A 17,946-nucleotide genomic window follows, 5' to 3' on the forward strand; every position below is an offset into this window, starting at 1 on the left:
ATGGAAATAAACTGGCTCAGTTACGTACCGATTTACATTGCATTGTGTGAAGAGAAAAGTATTGCTGGTGCTGCTAAGAAGCTGCGCTGTTCCAATGCACATGTTAGTCGTCAGCTCAGACAGTTGGAGGCAATACTCTCTGTTCAGCTTATCCAACGAACCACGCGACAATTTAACCTTACTTCCGATGGGCAGCGTTTCTATCACCAAGTGAAAGGCTTAATGGAAAACGTGGAACAGATTAATGAACAAGTGAAGGAAAGCGATAAGGTTGCTGGGCATTTACGTATTGCTGCTTCTGCCTCATTTGGTGCCGAGTTACTCAACCCTTCATTAATCGCATTTCGTCAGCGATTCCCCGACGTAACGTTTGAGGTGATTTTCACTGAAACACCGCTCGATTTGATTGAGTCTGGATTTGATCTTGCGTTCTTTTTTACCGACTCTCCCCCTGAAGGGTATGTCGGACATCATCTGCGCTCTTTACACTGTAAACCATTCGCGAGCAAAGCGTATCTAGCTACAAAACCATCACCAAGCACGCCAGAAGATTTGCATCTTTTAGAACACATTACCTATCGCAATGCTGAATTGAATTTGGATACATGGCACTTTCATCACCAGCAAAATCAACAAAACATCAAGGTCACGTTATCCAGCGTGCTGTGCTTTAATCTTGTCCAATCGATGCTTGATGCGACAGTAGCTGGTTGCGGTGTCGCGATGCTGGATGAGTTTGCACTGGAAAAACTGAGTCCCCAAGAGCGAGCGCAACTTGTCAATTTACTCCCCGATTGGCACACAAACGCGATACTTCCGCTCTATCTGCTATACCCTAAACGTGAACATCTACCGAAACGGACACGAGCATTTATTGAGTTTTTAAAAAACAACAGATGATTTGGTAGTTTTTATTCAATAACAACCTATTGTGGTAACAATGGCCTTGTGAACGCTGGTTCTTATGTTCCAACTACGTTGAAGACAGTGCATTAATCGGCTATCTAGGCAAGCATGTAGAGGCTTCGCAAGCAAACCTTATGGTTGGCTATGAGAGCATGAGCGGTTGGCGAATTTTGGGTGGTTTAGCTGCTACTGATACGGAAGCGACCGTGTACAACGCATACACATCAGTCAGTGACTCAGATTCTTCGACTGGTTTCGCTGTGCAAGGTGGTTACGTGTTCCAAAATGGAATTACGTTGGATGCTCAAATTTCAGTTGTAGATTTTGCAGGTATCGATGCAACAACTTCTAATCTTCTAGTTGGCTACAAGTTCTAATTCTTATTGGGGACATGAATTTTGTGTCCCCTGTGACTTTTCTGTTATTCGCATGCAACAGCAAACCGACTTCTTAATGGGAATTAAAGGTCTGGTTGGTGCCGCGCATAATTTTCATCGCTTGTTTGATGCTCTCTAAAGGCAGCCGTATTGGTGTTAGATACTTACCAACGCTTATTGAACTGTTTTTTAAAGTAATGAAACCAAACTAAGACCATTAGAAAAGTGTTAAAAATCAGTTGTTCAGTAGATTTTTTCTACCATGAATATTAAATCAGGCTCTCATTTCTCTTATAAAACATAGAATTGGAGGTGCGCAGCTATTTGCGCTTTAGTATCGTCATAAGACCGAATCAATTTGCGTGATTTATGAGAGGTTGGCGAGCATGTACAAAGTGGATGACTTTCGTATAGAGCGGGATCAGTTTTATGTGAAGAATGACGTCTATCCTCTATCACGAGTCCACGATATTGAAATTAAATGTCTGAGCATAAGAGAAAAGCTTTTTAAGACATTGTGTTGGATGTCTATCGCTTCCTCATTACTTTGGTTAGCGTGGGATACGAACTATCCCAATTGGTATTATTGGATAGCGCTAGCATCAGTGTTAATGGGTATTGGTTTCGGAGTTTACTTCGGTGCTAAGTACGAGCTCAGGATTGAGTTTGCTCTAAATGATGGTACTGGTTTGCACTGGGTGCCAGTTGCTAAGTGCCACAACGAACAATGTCTCGAACTGTTCGAGCGACAAGTCGCAGAGGTTCAGGCCGCTATTACCAAATATTTAATTACATGAGTCATGGTTTTTTTGCCGAACCTGTAGCGATACTGGATCGGCAAACGCTGTTCTAGACTCGCTATTCTGGATGAGCTAGTCGTTTAACCAGGTGAGCCACGCGGTGTCCTAGATAGCGCGCGGTTGCAGCATCTACTTCATGAAGTTGCCCATCTTCTGCCTTAGATACCACACCAAGCTGTGTTCCGAGGCGATTAATTCCTTTGTCAGCAAAACCATGAGCTGAGTCTAATCCTACCCAAATCATGCCATGTTGGCTTGCCAATGTAAGAAGATACTGCAATGTCGTTGATTGGTCGCCATTCAATGCTCCTCCAGACGTGAACCCTGCGGCTACTTTGCCCGACCATCCCTGCTCACCCCAGTATTCACTGCTAGCATCAGCAAATGCTTTAAACTGCGCAGCTACGCTGCCCATGTAGGTTGGTGAACCGAATATAATGGCATCACATTGTGCAATAGACTGAAAAAGATCAGAGCTTTGGTATCGACCTGTAATGATGTCGGTTCCCAAGATACGGTAGGAAACGACGTTTATACCTTGTGACTCGACACCGGCAGCGACTGCTTGTGCAAGTTGGCCAGTAATATTGGTATTGGTGAAGTAAACAATTGCGACTTTTGGCATACAATCCTTCTCATGTTTTGTCGTTAGGGGCAAGACCCGAGTGTGTTGCTTGAAAAGGATGATAAAACCTCAAGCTAGATTGAGGTCAAGAGGGGCTTTAAAAAATGCGAGGAAACAAAAAGCCGATGTATCACACCGGCTTTGGTAAAGGTTATTTCTGTCTACGGGTATAAATACGAGCAGTAGGTTTTGGCTCTTCAGGTTTAGCTTTTTCTTTTGCCAGCTTTAACACCGCTTTTTGTAGCATTAGGTTGTTTGGGTAAGTGATCAGGTTACCGTTGTCGTGCTTGATCAATACATGGAACATGCGGATCTCTTGAATCTCACCGCTGATGTCTTCATCTTTGTCTACGACTTTGATGCGATCACCAACGCGGTATGGGAAGACAAAGAAAATCAGAAAACTTGCTGTGATGTTACTGAGAATCGACCACTGTGCGATAAAGGCAACACCTAAGACCGCAAAGATCGATGATAGGAATAGAGAGACATCGCCATACCCAATTCCGGTTACGATAGCGAAGAGTGAGGCAAACAGAAATAAAAATGCGACGTTGAAACAGCGTTGAATAAAGCTCAAGCGTGCTTTGTTTACGCCTTTGGCTTCTGCCAAATTCAGAATCGCGCGGTTGGCAATTTTCTTTAGCAAGCGATAAGCGATCAGAATGATGACGCCCATCAACACTTTATAACCGATAGAGCCGGCAGTGAAATACTGGCCAATTTGCTCCAAGTGCATCCAATGATTCATTTCTTCAACTCGAGAATATTAAGAAGGCGCGTGTTATAGCCGATTTTCGCTCGCAAGTAATTAACTATTTTGAAAGCTGGGAGATAATTGTGTTGGACAAATTTTGACCTGCATCTCAGTTCCAAACGTCGATGGAATTAAGCCTGATCATCGTACTGCTGGCTGCTGCTAAGCTAACTATGTAGCTCACGTGTGTGGTGTAAAGTGGAAGGGATGCGATGGAAGAAGACGAAAGGGCAATCATGGGATTAGTCGCCATTGTTGGTTTTGTTCTCTTGTGGGTGTTTTTAGAAGAGTTCGCTTATTTTGGTTTAACTATGGCAAATAAATAAGCCCCGTCTGATGGGTATCAAACGGGGCTTGCATAAAAAGCCTGTCCTGTTAACTAACGGCTTTTACTTTGCCTTGTTTTAAGTCATTCAGTACTTGTGCTTTTGGACCGTCAGCAATAATGCTGCCTTTCTCCATCACGATAATTCGATCAACCACATCGAGCATCGAAGTTTTGTGAGTTATCAGGATTAAGGTTTCTGCAGGTTTTAATTGCGCCAATTGGTGTTTGATTTGCATTTCGGAGCGGTTATCCATAGCACTCGTTGGCTCATCCATAAGTAGCACTGGTGGGCGACCCAGAAATGCTCGTGCAATAGTGACTGCTTGACGCTGACCACCAGATAGCATCGCCCCACCTTCGCCAACTTGGCGTTCAAGACCCGCTGGATCGGCTTGAGTAAATACGGTCACTCCTGCACGGTTAGCCGCATCCATAACATCTCGGTCATCTGCTAGCGGGCGCCCCAGTGTAATGTTGTCACGAATTGAGCCATAGAACAGATTGCTGTCTTGTGGAACACAACCTATGTTGCGACGTACATCGACGTGGTGGAGTTGCTCCATGTCCGTATCATCAATACGAACATGCCCTTCAGTTGGCTTATAAAGCCCCATGATCAAGCGTTCGAGAGTCGTTTTACCTGAACCAATACGGCCTATGATTGCCACCTTTTCACCTGGATTGATCGTCAAGCTAAGATCACGGATTGAAGCGACAGGCGCATCCGGGTAATGGAAAGTGACACGATCGAGTTCTACCTTACCTTGAATAATTGGTCGGTGAATATAACGTTTACCTTCTTCTTGTTCATCGGGCATTTCCATCACTTGATTGATGATGGTCATCGAAGATTTTGCTTGGTTGTAACGAGTCGAGAGTAATGAAAGTTGCACTAGTGGGCCAATCGCTCGGCTACTTAACATGGTTGCAGCAATCAGACCGCCCATCGTCAAATCTCCATTGGCGATAAGATATACGCCTAAGATGATCATCCCCACGTTACTACTTTGCTGCACAAAACCAGCCGCATTTTGGATGCTGTCTGTGATGCGGCGACTCTTGATATTCCAGTTTGCCATGTGCGCGACCGCTTCTTCCCAGCGGTATTGAAACTGACCTTGGGCGCTTAGCAATTTAACGGTTTCTAACCCAGATAGGCTTTCAATCAAGTTGGCATATTTTTGTGAAGCAAGACGAGAGCCTTCTTCTATTGAGCGACGTAAAGGGCCTTGAATCAATAGAGAGTGGATGATGAGAATCACGACACCGACAATTGGTACGTAGACCAAATCACCAGCCATAAGCCAAATTATTACCAAGAATAGAATCGCGAATGGTAGGTCAATCAACGCGCTTACTGTTGCAGAGGTAAAAAACTCTCGAATAGATTCGAACTCTTGTAAGTGACGAGCAAAGGCACCCACAGACGGAGGACGCGATTCCATTCGGATTCCCATGACTTTGCTAAACAGCTTAGAGGAGATAAGGATATCGGACTTTTTACCTGCTACATCGATAAAGTAGTTTCGAAGCGTTTTTAAGAGGAAGTCGAACAGGAAGACAACAAAAATACCACTAGCAAGAACCCATAGGGTTTCAAATGCAAGGTTAGGGACCACTTTGTCATATACCAAACGGGTAAACATTGGGGCCGCAATAGCAAAGATATTGATGAGCAAAGAAGCGATGAGAACATCGCGATAGATGCGTTTAGATTGCCACAGTGTCGACCAAAACCAGTGACCTTCTTTGGTTTTTAGTACCTCTGGAGAGCGTTCGTCATACCGAAACTGCTTTTTTACCAGAAAGTAACGACCAGTGTACTGTTCTAATAGCTCTTCTAGTGGGATTGCGATAGGCACCAAGCCACTTTCTAATGTTGTGACTTCGGCTTCTTTTTTTTCTAAGTTAATACTGTTTAAGACGCAGGAATCGCCGCCTTTTAAAAGTAAGATGGCCGGTAAGATAAGGCTGGAGATATTCTCCAGCCCTGCACGGTTCTCTTTTGCGACAAGGCCAGCCCTTTCAGCCGCTCTAGGAAGCAAAAATGGGGTTAGCTTGCCATCGGATAACGGTAAGCCGTTGATCAAGGCCTCTGGCGAGTTTGCTAACCCATAGTATCGGCTAACGTAGATGAGCGAGTTTAATAAAGGGTCTTTCATCCTTAACCTTTTTAATCTTTATCAACGATGAAGCCTTGGAATACTTCAACAAAATGTTCAGTTAGGAAATCTAGCTGAATTTGTGTTTCCACACGTGATGCAATCGTTGTGATGCCCAAGTTATGTGCGGTGCGAGAAATTGAAGTCAAAGTGAATTTCTGTTTCTCATCATGTAAGTTATGAGTGAATAAGTAATCTAGCTTCACATACCCAGGGCGGAACTCTTGAATGTAATCCAGTGATTGGAAGTTACGTCCATAGTTATCAACACCAAACTCGGCGCCCGCTTGGCGAATGGCATTACATAGCAGCGCAGTGTGGTGTGGGTGTTCAACAAAACAGTCTTCAGGTATCTCAAAGTGTAGCATTGACGCTGCTTTGGTATGCTTCTCCAGAATACTGGTTGTCCAACGAATAAAGGACGGTTGAGCCAAGCTGCTTTGTGCAATGTTGATGGCAACAGGATCCGTGAGTTCTCCGCTTTCTAGCATCGAAATCATGGATTCGATGACGTATTGGTCGAAGATATTAGTTGCTTCAAGCTGCTCTAATGCAAACAGATATTGGTTCGCACGGTAAGTCTCACCATCTTTTTCAATGCTAGAGAACACCTCTTTATGGAAGACTTTACCCCAAGAGTTCTTCGCTTCTTGAAAACGGAATTTGATCCAACCGCTATGAATCGCTTCTTCTACCAGAGCTTTCCATTGCTGTTTACCCATCAAGCTTGATGCGCTATCACTAGCGATGAAGCCGTAAGCTTTGTCTGGTTCTGACTTCGCTTTTGACAGCGCATTGTCCACCATAGACATAACTTCTGTTCTGGTTTTCTCTTCTTTACTGTGTGCTACACCCAGAGAGGCTTTCGGCTTAGCCATGCCTGTAGGGTCAGTATTTAGGCCATTCACACAGTTCATGATGCTATCAGCCATTAGACGTAGTTCGCTTTCATCCATGTGTGGGAATAGCAAACCAAACTCATCACTAGATAAACGTGCGATTGTCGCTCCTGGGACATCAATAGTGTTCTTCAAACGCTGAGAAAGTTCTTTTACATGCGCATCTGCACGTTGGTAGTCCTTCGTTTCGTAGATATCACCAATGTACTCTGCATGTAGCAAGGCGATACCACCTTGAGTTTGTTCTGCGAGCCATTGGTCTACTTGGTTAATGTAGAACGAACGGTTACCCAGTTTTGAAATTGGATCTAGGTAGGCTTGAGCACGCAGACGTTGGGCTTCTTTGGCTTGCTCTTTAAAAGAAAGCTCAATTTGCGCAGACATGGTATTAATACCATCAACAACGGCAATCAGATCTTTTGTCTTAGGACGTTTTAGCGGGTCACCAAACTGATTGTTAGCGATCTCATGCATCTTCTTCACAATTGCATCGAGCGGCTTTAATGAGCGGCGTAAGATGTAAGAGATAGAGATTAGACCCGCTAGGAAAATTAAACCAAAGGCGCTTAGTAGACGAATAAACCCTTGCCACAGCTGCTCGTAAGCCGCACCTGGGTGGCTGATGATTTCAACTTCGGCTAACTGCATCCAGCCACTGGTTACCACACGCTTATCATGGATAGCTTTAAAGAGGTTTAGATCGATAAACCATTGTGGTACTGAGGTTGGTTTTACTGGGTACGAGCGTACGATTTGATAGTCTGAATCTAGCGCTGTTAAACGCACTACCGAATAGGTACTGCCGTCGAACAAAGCGTTGATTACTGACTCTACGGCAACCTTATCCTTGTTCTGTAGATAAGGTGCAAGAGCGAGACCTACCGTATTAATGGTATTGTTGACCTCTGAACGTTGCTGTTGCTCTAAGCTGTTACGAGTAGTGTTGAATTCGATTACGAATACTGATGTCATCAAGAGTATAAAGACCGTAACCATTCCCACTACAAGTTTCTTATAAAGGGTCATGTTTCTTACTCGTCATAGTTAATAATAGGTTTGTTTAAGTGCAACTTACGCTCGCGCGAACGTAAGTCATTCCAAAGGCTCAAACGTGATGATTTCCCGGCGAGTTCACCGTTACTGCCTGCAGATTTCATCAACCAAAGGTTTGAACCGTTAAAACTGTAAATCGGTAGCAAGTCGCTACGTTTGGAGGCTTTGACTACTTCTGGATTTATATTGTCCAAAATCAAAGGCTCTGAGCTTTGTGTTGGGTAATACGCGAGAACCATATGGAACTGATTCAGTTCAATGGCTTTAACGTACACCAAGCGCATTTTTGAATCAGGAACACCCAATTCAAGCAATGAGAAATACTTGGCGATGGTAAAATCTTCACAATCTCCGGCGCTACTACCTAAGAACTCTAAAGGTGTTGCCCAGTAGTCTTTTTTCCCCCAAAGCTTTATATCATCGACAAAATACATTTGGTTGAAAAAATCATTGACTCCCGTCAGTTTTTCTTGAGTAGTAAGGTGTTGGTATAACTCAATGTTTTCCCGCCATGTTTTAACACGTAAGCCCGCTCTTTCACCGTAGGTGTTGGTGACCGCGTTTATCCATTTCTGCTCAAGTGGGCTCTGGGCTCCTCCGGGAAGAGCGAGCAAACTTAAACTCAACAGAACGCTAACTTTACGCTTTAAATTCAGTGGCATAATCGATATACATCACAACTGTTATCACGATCAATGTTCGTCATTGAGAACTTACTTAATTTGAGCTCGTTGATCGGATCTTTGCTTCGATGCTTACTCCTTTAATGCGTTATTTTTTGCGCTCAAAATTGGCTTCAATAGGTACTCCAATACTGTTCGCTTGCCTGTGATGATATCAACAGACGCGGTCATACCTGGAATAATTGGCAGATCGGCACCCTTACCAAAATTGGTTTTATCAGTACGTACGCGGACGATATAAAAGCTATTCCCTTCTTCGTCCTGAGTAGTGTCTGCACTGATGTGTTCGAGTACCCCTTCTAAGCCTCCATATTTAGTGAAGTCATAAGCGGTGAACTTAACGATGGCGTGCAAATCTGGACGTAAGAATGCAATATCTTGAGGGGCGATTTTTGCTTCCACCAACAAAGTATCTTCGGTTGGAACGATTTCTACAATGTCCATACCGGGTTGAATAACCCCGCCAACCGTATTGACGTTTAACGTTTTGATCGTGCCTGTTACAGGGGATACGACGATAGTCCGGTTAACACGGTCTTCTAACCCAACCGCAGATTCAACCAACGCTGACAACTGATCTTGAGTTTTATTGAGTTTCTCTTGTTGCTCCGAACGAAACTTAAGTGCCACATCTATCCGGTTCAACATTGCCTCTTTGATCGAAGATTTGATCACCGGCATTTTTAGTTCGCTCGATGTCATTTCACGGCGAGACTCGTTGACTTGACGCTGTAGTTTCAATAGCTCAATACGTGGAACGACGCCTTCATCAGCAAGAGGTTTCGTGATATCCAGCTCTTTCTTGGCAAATGAGTAACTCTGACGCAAGTTGCGCACACGAGCTTCGATCTCAACGAGATCTTGCTGTTTCTGTTTTACCTGTTGATCAATGACCGATAATTGGTTGCGCAGGTTGTCTAGATCTTCACGGTACTCCGCTTTTTGGCGTTGAGTCAGTTTTGGCTGGTTTTCTTCTAATGTCGGTGGGAAGGTCAGTTTTCCGTAATCAAGCAGAACGCTTTTCTCCCAATCCTTTTCATCAAACTCTCGATTTACTTCGACACTGCTAATAGAGGCGGAGAGCTGCAAAACTGACGCGGTTAAGTTAGCCACTTGCTGTTCTCGTTCACGAAAGTCAGAGCGAAAACGCGTGTCATCAATCAAAAGCAATTGCTGACCTTTTTCGACTTGTTGGCCTTCTTTGACAAGGATCTCTTTAACTAAGCCACCTTCTAAGTTTTGCACGACTTGTATTTGCGATGAAGGAATGACTTTTCCCTGACCAACCGTGACTTTGTCAATCTCTGCCCAAGATGCCCAGCCAATTGCAGCAGCGAAAAAAAGCAACATTACCCAAAGCATTAAACGGGCACTACTTGGTGTGTTGAGAAGCAATGCTGCGGTCTTGTCGTCAACAAAATCCAACTCTTCGTTGCTGAGTTTGTTGTAGTTATCTCGGCTCATTACATTCCTTGTTTTATAAAGAATAAATATCTTTTTGATTTTATTCTCATTTATTGACCATGTTAAGTAATAGCGACAGGATCAATAAATTAATTCTATCTAGGCCTTGAACTGTGTTTTGTCCAACTGATGCTTTTTTAGCTTGTCATACAATGTCTTGCGTGACACGTTCAATTCTAGTTGAACCTCTTTCAGCCTGCCTTTATGGCGTTGTAAAGCATCAAATAACAGACAGTATTCAAAGTGTTCTGTGCGCTGAGTCATACTTTGGAGTTCAATGCTGCGTTCGTTACTCCATTCACTCATAGGAAATGCTGCTGGTTTTAATGCTCGCAGCTCGGCGAACTGTCGTAGTTGTTTGATGTTCTCAGGCCACGACATTTGGGTTACTTGGTTTATTTCTTCCAATGTAATTTGTGGCGGCTGCAACTGATATCGGCTCGCGGAGTAGCGGACAAAGTGCTTATACAATGGAGCGATATCTTCTTTGCGTTCGTCCAGTGTCGGTAAGTGAATAACGAGAGCGGTGTTTTGAATATCAAAGCACGCACTGATGCCAGCACCTAAAACGCGTTTCAACCCAGGGTGCTGCACCAGTTTATCCCAACGATCGGCAGGGAGATATTCGAGACTGTGGACGTATAAACTGGATGATGATTTGCCTTGCGTAAGATAATCAATGCTTTTAGTAAATGCTTCATCAGAAAGTTCAGATAGATCGTACCCTGAAGCAATAAGTAATTCGCTGTCTGGCGTCGCGTGAATATCGTGAGCAAACTGGGCAGCTAAGCGGCGGCCAGTTCCTTCTTTGCCTAAGAATATCATTGGTTTATTTGGTGTGCTGCTAATGATAGTTCGACGTACTGTTACCATTGCTTGGCTGTGACCGATCATTTTGGGACCAACATGAGTTTGCATGTCGAGTTCTTTTTTAAGCCATACGTTTTCTTGCAGGAGCAGCAGTTTGTCTTTGGCATTGTTCAGTGACTTCATTAGTTGCTCAGTCGAGAATGGCTTTTCCAAGAAATCATAAGCGCCTGCTTTCATCGCTTCCACAGCCGTTTTAACGTCACCATGGCCAGTGAGGACAATGACTTGAAAGTGTGCATTTTTGCTCAGTAGGGTTTTCATGAATTCGAGCCCATCCATGACGGGCATATGAATATCCGTGATAACTACTGCTGGCGTTTGCACGTCAATTTCCCTGAGTGCTTCTATGGCATTTGGAAAGCAAGTAACGGTTAGTCCTTCAATCATTAATGCTTGGGAAACAGCATCACGAATGTGGGGCTCATCATCGACAAAGTAGATTAGATCATTCATGAGGTTGCTCCGTAGGTTCTGTTACAAGAGGGACGGTAATCACGAAGGTCATGCCAGCTAACTCATGGGTACTTTTGTTGGCGTGATTAAATGCAGTCAAACTGCCGCCGTAGCTCTCAAGAATCCTTTTAGAAATCGTAAGGCCAAGCCCTAAACCTTCTGGTTTGGTCGTAAAGAATGGATCAAACACTTTTTCTAATGAAGAGTCTGACATTCCCGGGCCATTATCAGAGATTAAAATGTCACATAAATTATCGTGACATTGAACAGCCAGCGATATCTGAGGATCAATACGTTGTCCATCCATGGCTTGAGCCGCATTGTGAAAAAGATTAATCAACACTTGCTCAAGCTCGACACTGTGAATGGCTAAGCTTATGTTGCGGTGAATGGTTGGGACTTTCAGCGTGACGCCTTGTTTGATCAGTTTGTTGCTCAGTATGCTGGTGGCGTTGTGAACAGAGTCATGCAAATTAGCGATTTCATTATGTGTGTTTTGATCTGATTTACGAGTAAACACTTTTAAGCGAGCAATTACCTCTGAAATTGTATCATTCAAGCTCAGCATTTTGGCAAGATTAGCCGTGACCAGTGGGTATTGTTCCATTGCCATCAAACGCTGAGAGTTTTCTGTGTATGTCCTCAGTGCGGCTAGAGGTTGGTTAATTTCATGGTTAATGCTGGCTGAAAGCTCTCCTAAAAGAGCGAGCTTTGCGGCTTGCGTGAGCTCTTGCTGGGTTTGTTTCAACTCTTTTTGGCTCAGCTGATATTGACTAATTGTTTGTTGTAACTGTTGATTTGCCTGACTTAGTACTACGGTACGTTGTGTTACTTTTTCTTCCAAACTGACATTCATTTCAGCGAGACGAGCTTTGTTGACCATCATCTGAAACCAAGCCAGTGCGATTAAGCTCATTAAGCTGTAGAAAATCAGAAAGATGATGTCTGCTTGTAATGCTGCCATCAGAATTTGATTTTTCGTGACGATAGCAATGACTCGATAACCTTTTGTATGCAAAGGCTCGGCATAGGCAAGGTAATGCTCTGATGGCAGCAAAGAAGAGTGTTTAAAATCCGTAAAGTCACCTTCTTGGGTTATATCGCCACGGTATTGAGGGAGTTGGTCACCATATTGTTGTGTGCGTGTGAGGTAGCTTGTTTGCGACTCTGTTAAGGGGAACAGCGCTTTGTATCGCCAGTTGGGCAAATTGCTCATAAACACAATATTGTGTTCATCTACCACGAGTATATCCGTCGATTCTTGAGCAAGGCTTTGTTCGAGTTGTTCGAGGTTTACTTTTACCGTGATAACACCAAGTAAGTTTCCATCGGCGATTAGCGGGGATGCAAAAAAATACCCTCTTTTATTTGAGCGAGCCCCAAGCGCAACATATTGAGCTTTCTCCCCTTTCATTGCATTTTGGAAATAGGGTCTAAAGCTAAAATCTGCACCAACGAAACTGTCTGCTTGTTCAAAATTGCTTGATGCGATTACGGTTCCTGTTCGGTCATGAACATAGATCGTGTCGGCAAGGCTTTGTTTAAGCCAGTCCGATAATAGTTGATTAAGCGATGATGAAGGTTCTTGGTTTTTAAGTGCAGACAACAGGCGAGGATCATGGCTTAGTACGTTGGGGATTTGTTCAAACTTCGCCAGTTCAGCGTCGATTTTTTGTGACACTTGATTTGATAATGTTGCAAGAAGTGATTGCCATTGGCGTTGCTGATATTGAGTCGCATAGTAGTGGGTAAGCAGTAACCCGACGAGTCCAACTGCGCTAATCAATAAAACAAAATGCCGAATGGCTTTAGGGTTGAGTATGTTCACGGCGAGCTCACTGGTTTTTAACGCCATGTTAGCAAAAGGCATTTAAAGGTACATTGAGCCACAACCACAACGAGAATTAGATCTGAATTTTGTGGGTTTGAACAAGGAATATCGGCGTATCAAAGAGTAGGGTGAGGCCCATTACCTTTGCGCTAACAAGGCTGACCTTGTAATTCCCCACCATCAAGCGCACAATCGAGAAAAAATAGTGAAGGAGTGAAGATGGAACTTTCCGACATCCGCCGTGAATACACAAAAGGTGGCTTACGCCGTAAAGACCTAAAAGCGGATCCAATCGACCAATTTAACTTATGGTTGGAGCAAGCAATCCAAGCTGGTTTGACTGACCCAACAGCAATGACAGTTGCAACGGTTGATGAAAACGGTATGCCATTTCAACGTATTGTTTTGCTAAAGAACGTCGATAAAGACGGCTTCGTTTTTTATACCAACTTAGGCAGCCGTAAAGCCCAGCATCTTGAGCACAACAGCAATATTAGCCTCCATTTCCCATGGCACCCGCTTGAGCGACAAATTCATATTACTGGTGTCGCAGAGAAGTTGTCACCAATGGAGAACATGAAGTACTTCACTTCGCGCCCGAAAGAGAGTCAGCTAGCGGCCATTGCGAGTAAACAAAGTAGCCGCATCTCTGCTCGTGGTGTGCTAGAAGGAAAATTTCTAGAGCTGAAACAAAAGTTTGCTAAAGGCGAGATCCCTGTACCTACCTTTTGGGGAGGGTTTAGAGTTAAGCCTAAGAGTATTGAGTTTTGGCAAGGTGGTGAACACCGTCTGCATGACCGCTTCTTGTTCTCTCAGCATGATGGTGAGTGGGATATTGATCGCTTAGCGCCATAGCTTTGAACATCAGATAATAAAACACCGCCGAAAGGCGGTGTTTTGTTTTGAGGCATTTATTGCTTAAGCTTGCTTATCTTCTATCTCCTCACCAAGGAACCCCCCCCAGTTTGGTGAGCCCAAAGTTGAGCATAAATACCGTTGTTAGCGATAAGCTCTTTGTGCGAACCTTGCTCGACGATGTTGCCTTTATCAAGCACAATCAAACGGTCCATTTGCGCAATAGTCGACAAGCGGTGTGCAATGGCGATAACCGTTTTTCCTTGCATCAGCTCGTTCAAGCTTTCTTGAATAGCGGCTTCAACTTCTGAATCCAACGCAGAGGTTGCTTCATCAAGTACCAGCAATGGTGCATCTTTTAGTAATACGCGAGAAATCGCGATACGTTGACGTTGACCACCAGACAATTTCACACCGCGCTCGCCTACTTGTGCGTCGTAACCTACGTTGCCGAATGGGTCGGTTAGGGTATCGATAAACTCATGTGCATGCGCCTGCTTGGTTGCTTTTAGCAGCTCTTCTTCTGTAGCATCAGGATTGCCATACAAGATATTGTCGCGGATAGAGCGGTGTAGCAGAGAGGTATCCTGCGTTACCATACCAATCTTTGAGCGTAGTGAGTCCTGAGTCACACTTGAAATTTCTTGGCCATCAATCTTAATACTGCCTTCTTCAACATCATGGAAACGAAGCAATAGGTTCACTAAGGTTGATTTACCTGCTCCAGAGCGGCCAACTAAACCCACTTTTTCACCGGGTTTGATATTAAGGTCGAGGTTGCTGATCACGCCTTTTTTCTCACCGTAATGGAAACTGACGTTGTCAAAGTGGATACCACCTTCAGACACTTGTAGAGCTTTCGCATCCGGTTTGTCTTGGATATCAATAGGCTTAGATAATGTTTTCATACCATCGACAACAGTACCCAAGTTTTCGAACAGGGCTCCGACTTCCCACATGATCCACATCGACATACCGTTAATTCGCAGTGCTAAGCTGACGGCAATCGCAATTGCCCCGACACTGATGGCACTGTCCAACCACAAGTAAATCGACAGTGCAGCTACCGAGAACACTAATAGGTAGTTGGAGATTTCGACTGCTACATCAAAGCCTGTCACCAAGCGCATTTGACGATAAACGGTATTCAGGAAGCCTTTCATACCTTCTTCGGCATACTGCGTTTCTCGTTTGCTATGAGAGAACAGTTTCACGGTTTGAATATTGGTGTAGCTATCGACAATACGTCCAGTCATGGTTGAACGAGCATCGGCTTGCTCGGTTGCTACCTTTTTTAGTTTAGGGACAAAGTAAATCTGAATAGCAATATAAGCGGCTAGCCATACCAGCATCGGGATCATCAAGCGCCAATCGGCAGCCGCTAACATGACGATGATGCTGGTGAAGTAAACCGAGACGTAGACAAACACGTCCATTGTCTTCATGACGGTCTCTCGCACCGCTAAAGAGGTTTGCATTACCTTAGTAGCAACACGGCCAGCAAAATCATCTTGATAGAAGTTCAAGCTTTGATTGAGCAAGTAACGGTGTGCAAGCCAGCGTACTGACATTGGATAGTTACCCAGCAGAGTCTGGTGAATGAGTAGCGAGTAAACTACGACCAAAATAGGCATGACAATCAGCAATAAAGAGCCATAGAAAATAAGGTCGGCTTTATTGTCTTGCAAGAAGGTTTCTGGATTGCTGGTGGATAGCCAATCAACCAACTGGCCCATGGCACCAAACAGAGACACTTCGACGATCGCCACAATCGTCGACATTAAGGACATGATGATCAGCGGCTTTTCATATCCACGAGTATAGTGGCGTAAAAAAGCAAAGATCCCGGTAGGTGGCTGATCAGGGGTTGATTTGGGGAACGGCTCGGTAAAGCCTTCAAATCGTTTAAACATAACTCTTCCTAAAGTTAATAGTTGCCATCTCAGTAATTGAATCCATCAATTCTTCCTGCTTTGGACGAAGCAGTTAATACCGAGTATGAGACAAGACATATTGTGGTCTGCTAGCCAGAAAAGCAGACACTTTTGCGTATGTGTGAGAGGCGAAAAAATAGTCTAACCGATTGCCTTTTAAATGTAACTAGTTGGTTATAAAGAATTCGCTAGTGCATTATTCTTGAGATGACCATTCACGCGTCACAAAACAGTAAATCGACCAAGTGACAATAAAAAGTCGGACAATTTTGTATTTTGTCAGTGAATATTACTTTTGATTGATGGAATTGTTATTAAAAACAGCAAAACCGAGCTTAACAATAATTTTACAATCTCATCGTTCTAGTGATAAGGATAAGATGGATGCTATTACACGAATCAGTGCCTCAGAATGCACGTGAACCAGAAGAAAGTACGCAAAGTGCTCAGCGTCATACCGCTAATTGTGTTGTGATGGTTCCGCCGAAAGAGTTTCGCTTTAATGAAGAAACCGCGCAAGACAACGAGTTTCAACACCAAGTGTCTCTGACTCAAGAAGAGGTCTCACGTAACACCATGGCTGAATTTTCCGCGATGGTTGAAACATTGCGTAAGGAAGGCGTGCAAGTCGTCGAGTTTGATTACCCTCAATCAGACATTGCCACGCCAGATGCGGTGTTCCCGAACAACTGGTTTAGCACCACTCCAGAAGGCACTTTGTATACCTTCCCGATGGCGTGTGAAAACCGTCAGCATGAAGTTCGCCCAGATGTGCTGGTCGCAGCATTAGCGCAAGCGGGTCGAGAAGTGCATCAACAAGATTCATTAACCGAATACCTTGATGAAGAAGCCTACCTAGAAAGCACTGGCGTGATGGTGTTTGACCACTTCAACAAAACCGTTTATGCGGCCCTTTCACAACGTTGTGATCGTCTGGTGTTAGAAGATTACGCCAAGCGCATTGGTTATGATCGCGTGATTTCTTTCCAAACCCGTTTGCCTTCTGGCGCGCCGATTTACCACACTAACGTGATGATGGCGGTAGGTGAGCAGTTCTGCGTGATATGTGATGAAGTGATCCCTGAATTTGAGCGTCGCTTTGTGCTTAAATCATTGGCGAAAGATAAGCAGGTGATCTCGATTTCTCTTGAGCAGATGAACCAGTTCTGTGGCAACATCCTTCAATTGGAAACGGTACGCGGCGATAAGGTGATTGCTATGTCTCAATCGGCTTATGATGCATTCTCACCTGCACAAAGAAATCAACTAGCGACACATGGAAAATTGCTGCCATTCGATGTTTCTACCATCGAATCGATTGGCGGTGGTTCTGTACGTTGCATGCTCGGCGAAGTGTTCCTACCAAGTCGCAAAGCTGTGCTCTAACACTCCCGCAAATTTCCTTCAAAAGCACCATGCTGAAAGATGTGGTGCTTTTTTGTGTCATTCTCGTCGTATCTAGTCTAAAGAAGGAGCTTCACTTTCCCGCGTGCTATCTGTTTTTTCATGACAACAACGAGCGTGCAGATCCTCATAGCCATCATAAGCGCATTCACCAATACTGTTTCTTGGGCATACTGAATATTGGCTTCGGCCAATAAGCTCCGTTTGGCATATTGGACAGTTCTTTTCCATAGTAACCTCCCACAATTAGCAATTGTTCATATCGTCCTTCGACACGAATTCAAAAGTAATTTTAGACCTTAGAGCATGACCAAGATGTGAACTTTTCATGTGCGCTGCGTGAGGAATAAGCATCTTTGTGAGTAATTGAGTTAAAACCGGCGGCAGGTAATGGTCTGATTTTTGATTAAATTGTTGATTTTTATGTCAACTTATGAAATTGCGAAAGGGTGTTTACTTGATGACTGGCTGTATAATCAACGACTTTTGCAGTTACTTTTAGAAGTCATATCACAAAGATAGTTTTTCAACTTATGTTTAACGTG

Annotated in this window: 13 protein-coding genes and 1 pseudogene; 5 read left to right on the forward strand and 9 right to left on the reverse strand. The window is 44.0% G+C overall.

The genetic code is table 11. The features are described 5' to 3' along the window. The 3 genes from B853_RS17720 (at position 1) to B853_RS17730 (ending at position 2,080) form a co-directional block, all read left to right on the forward strand. Positions 1–900, forward strand: a complete 900-nt coding sequence (locus B853_RS17720) for a LysR family transcriptional regulator (RefSeq protein ID WP_038885882.1) — start codon at positions 1–3, stop codon at positions 898–900. A 140-nt stretch (positions 901–1,040) separates the two neighbouring features. After that, a complete protein-coding gene (locus B853_RS17725; RefSeq protein ID WP_249027426.1) occupies positions 1,041–1,283 on the forward strand; it encodes an outer membrane beta-barrel protein in 243 nt (80 codons plus the stop codon). A 386-nt stretch (positions 1,284–1,669) separates the two neighbouring features. Further along, positions 1,670–2,080 carry a hypothetical protein gene (locus tag B853_RS17730; RefSeq protein ID WP_038885880.1) on the forward strand — a complete coding sequence of 137 codons (411 nt, stop codon included), beginning with the start codon at positions 1,670–1,672 and terminating at the stop codon, positions 2,078–2,080. Between the two features lie 61 nt (positions 2,081–2,141). On the opposite strand, the gene B853_RS17735 is transcribed toward B853_RS17730, so the two are convergent. The 8 genes from B853_RS17735 to B853_RS17770 form a co-directional block, all read right to left on the reverse strand. After that, a complete protein-coding gene (locus B853_RS17735) occupies positions 2,142–2,708 on the reverse strand; it encodes a flavodoxin family protein (protein WP_038885878.1) in 567 nt (188 codons plus the stop codon). 151 nt (positions 2,709–2,859) lie between these two features. Next, the gene (locus tag B853_RS17740; protein ID WP_038885876.1) at positions 2,860–3,447 is read right to left on the reverse strand and encodes a mechanosensitive ion channel family protein; all 588 of its coding nucleotides are present in this window, start codon (positions 3,445–3,447) and stop codon (positions 2,860–2,862) included. A gap of 393 nt (positions 3,448–3,840) precedes the next feature. After that, positions 3,841–5,955, reverse strand: coding sequence for a type I secretion system permease/ATPase (locus B853_RS17745; protein WP_010453721.1), 2,115 nt, complete (start codon positions 5,953–5,955; stop codon positions 3,841–3,843). Between the two features lie 11 nt (positions 5,956–5,966). Beyond that, on the reverse strand, positions 5,967–7,880 hold the full coding sequence (locus B853_RS17750) for a bifunctional diguanylate cyclase/phosphodiesterase (RefSeq protein ID WP_038885874.1): 1,914 nt from the start codon (positions 7,878–7,880) through the stop codon (positions 5,967–5,969). A gap of 5 nt (positions 7,881–7,885) precedes the next feature. Next, positions 7,886–8,569, reverse strand: coding sequence for a transglutaminase-like cysteine peptidase (locus tag B853_RS17755; RefSeq protein WP_010453726.1), 684 nt, complete (start codon positions 8,567–8,569; stop codon positions 7,886–7,888). Positions 8,570–8,662: 93 nt separating this feature from the next. Continuing rightward, complete coding sequence (locus tag B853_RS17760) at positions 8,663–10,054, reverse strand: HlyD family type I secretion periplasmic adaptor subunit (protein ID WP_038885872.1); 1,392 nt, start codon at positions 10,052–10,054, stop codon at positions 8,663–8,665. A gap of 99 nt (positions 10,055–10,153) precedes the next feature. After that, positions 10,154–11,377, reverse strand: a complete 1,224-nt coding sequence (locus B853_RS17765) for a sigma-54-dependent transcriptional regulator (protein ID WP_038885871.1) — start codon at positions 11,375–11,377, stop codon at positions 10,154–10,156. Beyond that, the gene (locus tag B853_RS17770; protein WP_038885870.1) at positions 11,370–13,247 is read right to left on the reverse strand and encodes a sensor histidine kinase; all 1,878 of its coding nucleotides are present in this window, start codon (positions 13,245–13,247) and stop codon (positions 11,370–11,372) included. The genes B853_RS17765 and B853_RS17770 overlap by 8 nt, the downstream gene beginning before the upstream one ends. 180 nt (positions 13,248–13,427) lie before the next feature. Here B853_RS17770 and pdxH point away from each other — a divergent pair, with 180 nt between their 5' ends. Then, entirely contained in the window at positions 13,428–14,063 is a 636-nt protein-coding gene (gene pdxH, locus B853_RS17775; RefSeq protein ID WP_010453734.1) for a pyridoxamine 5'-phosphate oxidase, read from the forward strand. 63 nt (positions 14,064–14,126) lie between these two features. Here the strand turns inward: pdxH and B853_RS17780 are convergent. Continuing rightward, positions 14,127–15,976, reverse strand: a pseudogene (locus tag B853_RS17780) (ABC transporter ATP-binding protein). Between the two features lie 405 nt (positions 15,977–16,381). Between B853_RS17780 and B853_RS17785 the strand changes: the two are divergent. Next, a complete protein-coding gene (locus B853_RS17785; protein WP_038885863.1) occupies positions 16,382–17,383 on the forward strand; it encodes an arginine deiminase-related protein in 1,002 nt (333 codons plus the stop codon). Positions 17,384–17,946: the final 563 nt, after the last annotated feature.

Source organism: Vibrio rotiferianus CAIM 577 = LMG 21460 (genome assembly GCF_002741985.1).
GTDB lineage: Bacteria > Pseudomonadota > Gammaproteobacteria > Enterobacterales > Vibrionaceae > Vibrio > Vibrio rotiferianus.

Excerpts from the sequence above, each read along its gene's own strand:
- B853_RS17730 (WP_038885880.1), top strand. The coding sequence starts at position 1,670 with ATGTACAAAGTGGATGACTTTCGTATAGAGCGGGATCAGTTTTATGTG.
- B853_RS17725 (WP_249027426.1), top strand. The coding sequence starts at position 1,041 with ATGGTTGGCTATGAGAGCATGAGCGGTTGGCGAATTTTGGGTGGTTTA.
- B853_RS17770 (WP_038885870.1), bottom strand. The coding sequence starts at position 13,247 with ATGCCTTTTGCTAACATGGCGTTAAAAACCAGTGAGCTCGCCGTGAAC.
- B853_RS17760 (WP_038885872.1), bottom strand. The coding sequence starts at position 10,054 with ATGAGCCGAGATAACTACAACAAACTCAGCAACGAAGAGTTGGATTTT.
- B853_RS17720 (WP_038885882.1), top strand. The coding sequence starts at position 1 with ATGGAAATAAACTGGCTCAGTTACGTACCGATTTACATTGCATTGTGT.
- B853_RS17750 (WP_038885874.1), bottom strand. The coding sequence starts at position 7,880 with ATGACCCTTTATAAGAAACTTGTAGTGGGAATGGTTACGGTCTTTATA.
- B853_RS17740 (WP_038885876.1), bottom strand. The coding sequence starts at position 3,447 with ATGCACTTGGAGCAAATTGGCCAGTATTTCACTGCCGGCTCTATCGGT.
- B853_RS17785 (WP_038885863.1), top strand. The coding sequence starts at position 16,382 with ATGCTATTACACGAATCAGTGCCTCAGAATGCACGTGAACCAGAAGAA.
- B853_RS17735 (WP_038885878.1), bottom strand. The coding sequence starts at position 2,708 with ATGCCAAAAGTCGCAATTGTTTACTTCACCAATACCAATATTACTGGC.
- B853_RS17755 (WP_010453726.1), bottom strand. The coding sequence starts at position 8,569 with ATGCCACTGAATTTAAAGCGTAAAGTTAGCGTTCTGTTGAGTTTAAGT.
- B853_RS17765 (WP_038885871.1), bottom strand. The coding sequence starts at position 11,377 with ATGAATGATCTAATCTACTTTGTCGATGATGAGCCCCACATTCGTGAT.
- pdxH (WP_010453734.1), top strand. The coding sequence starts at position 13,428 with ATGGAACTTTCCGACATCCGCCGTGAATACACAAAAGGTGGCTTACGC.
- B853_RS17745 (WP_010453721.1), bottom strand. The coding sequence starts at position 5,955 with ATGAAAGACCCTTTATTAAACTCGCTCATCTACGTTAGCCGATACTAT.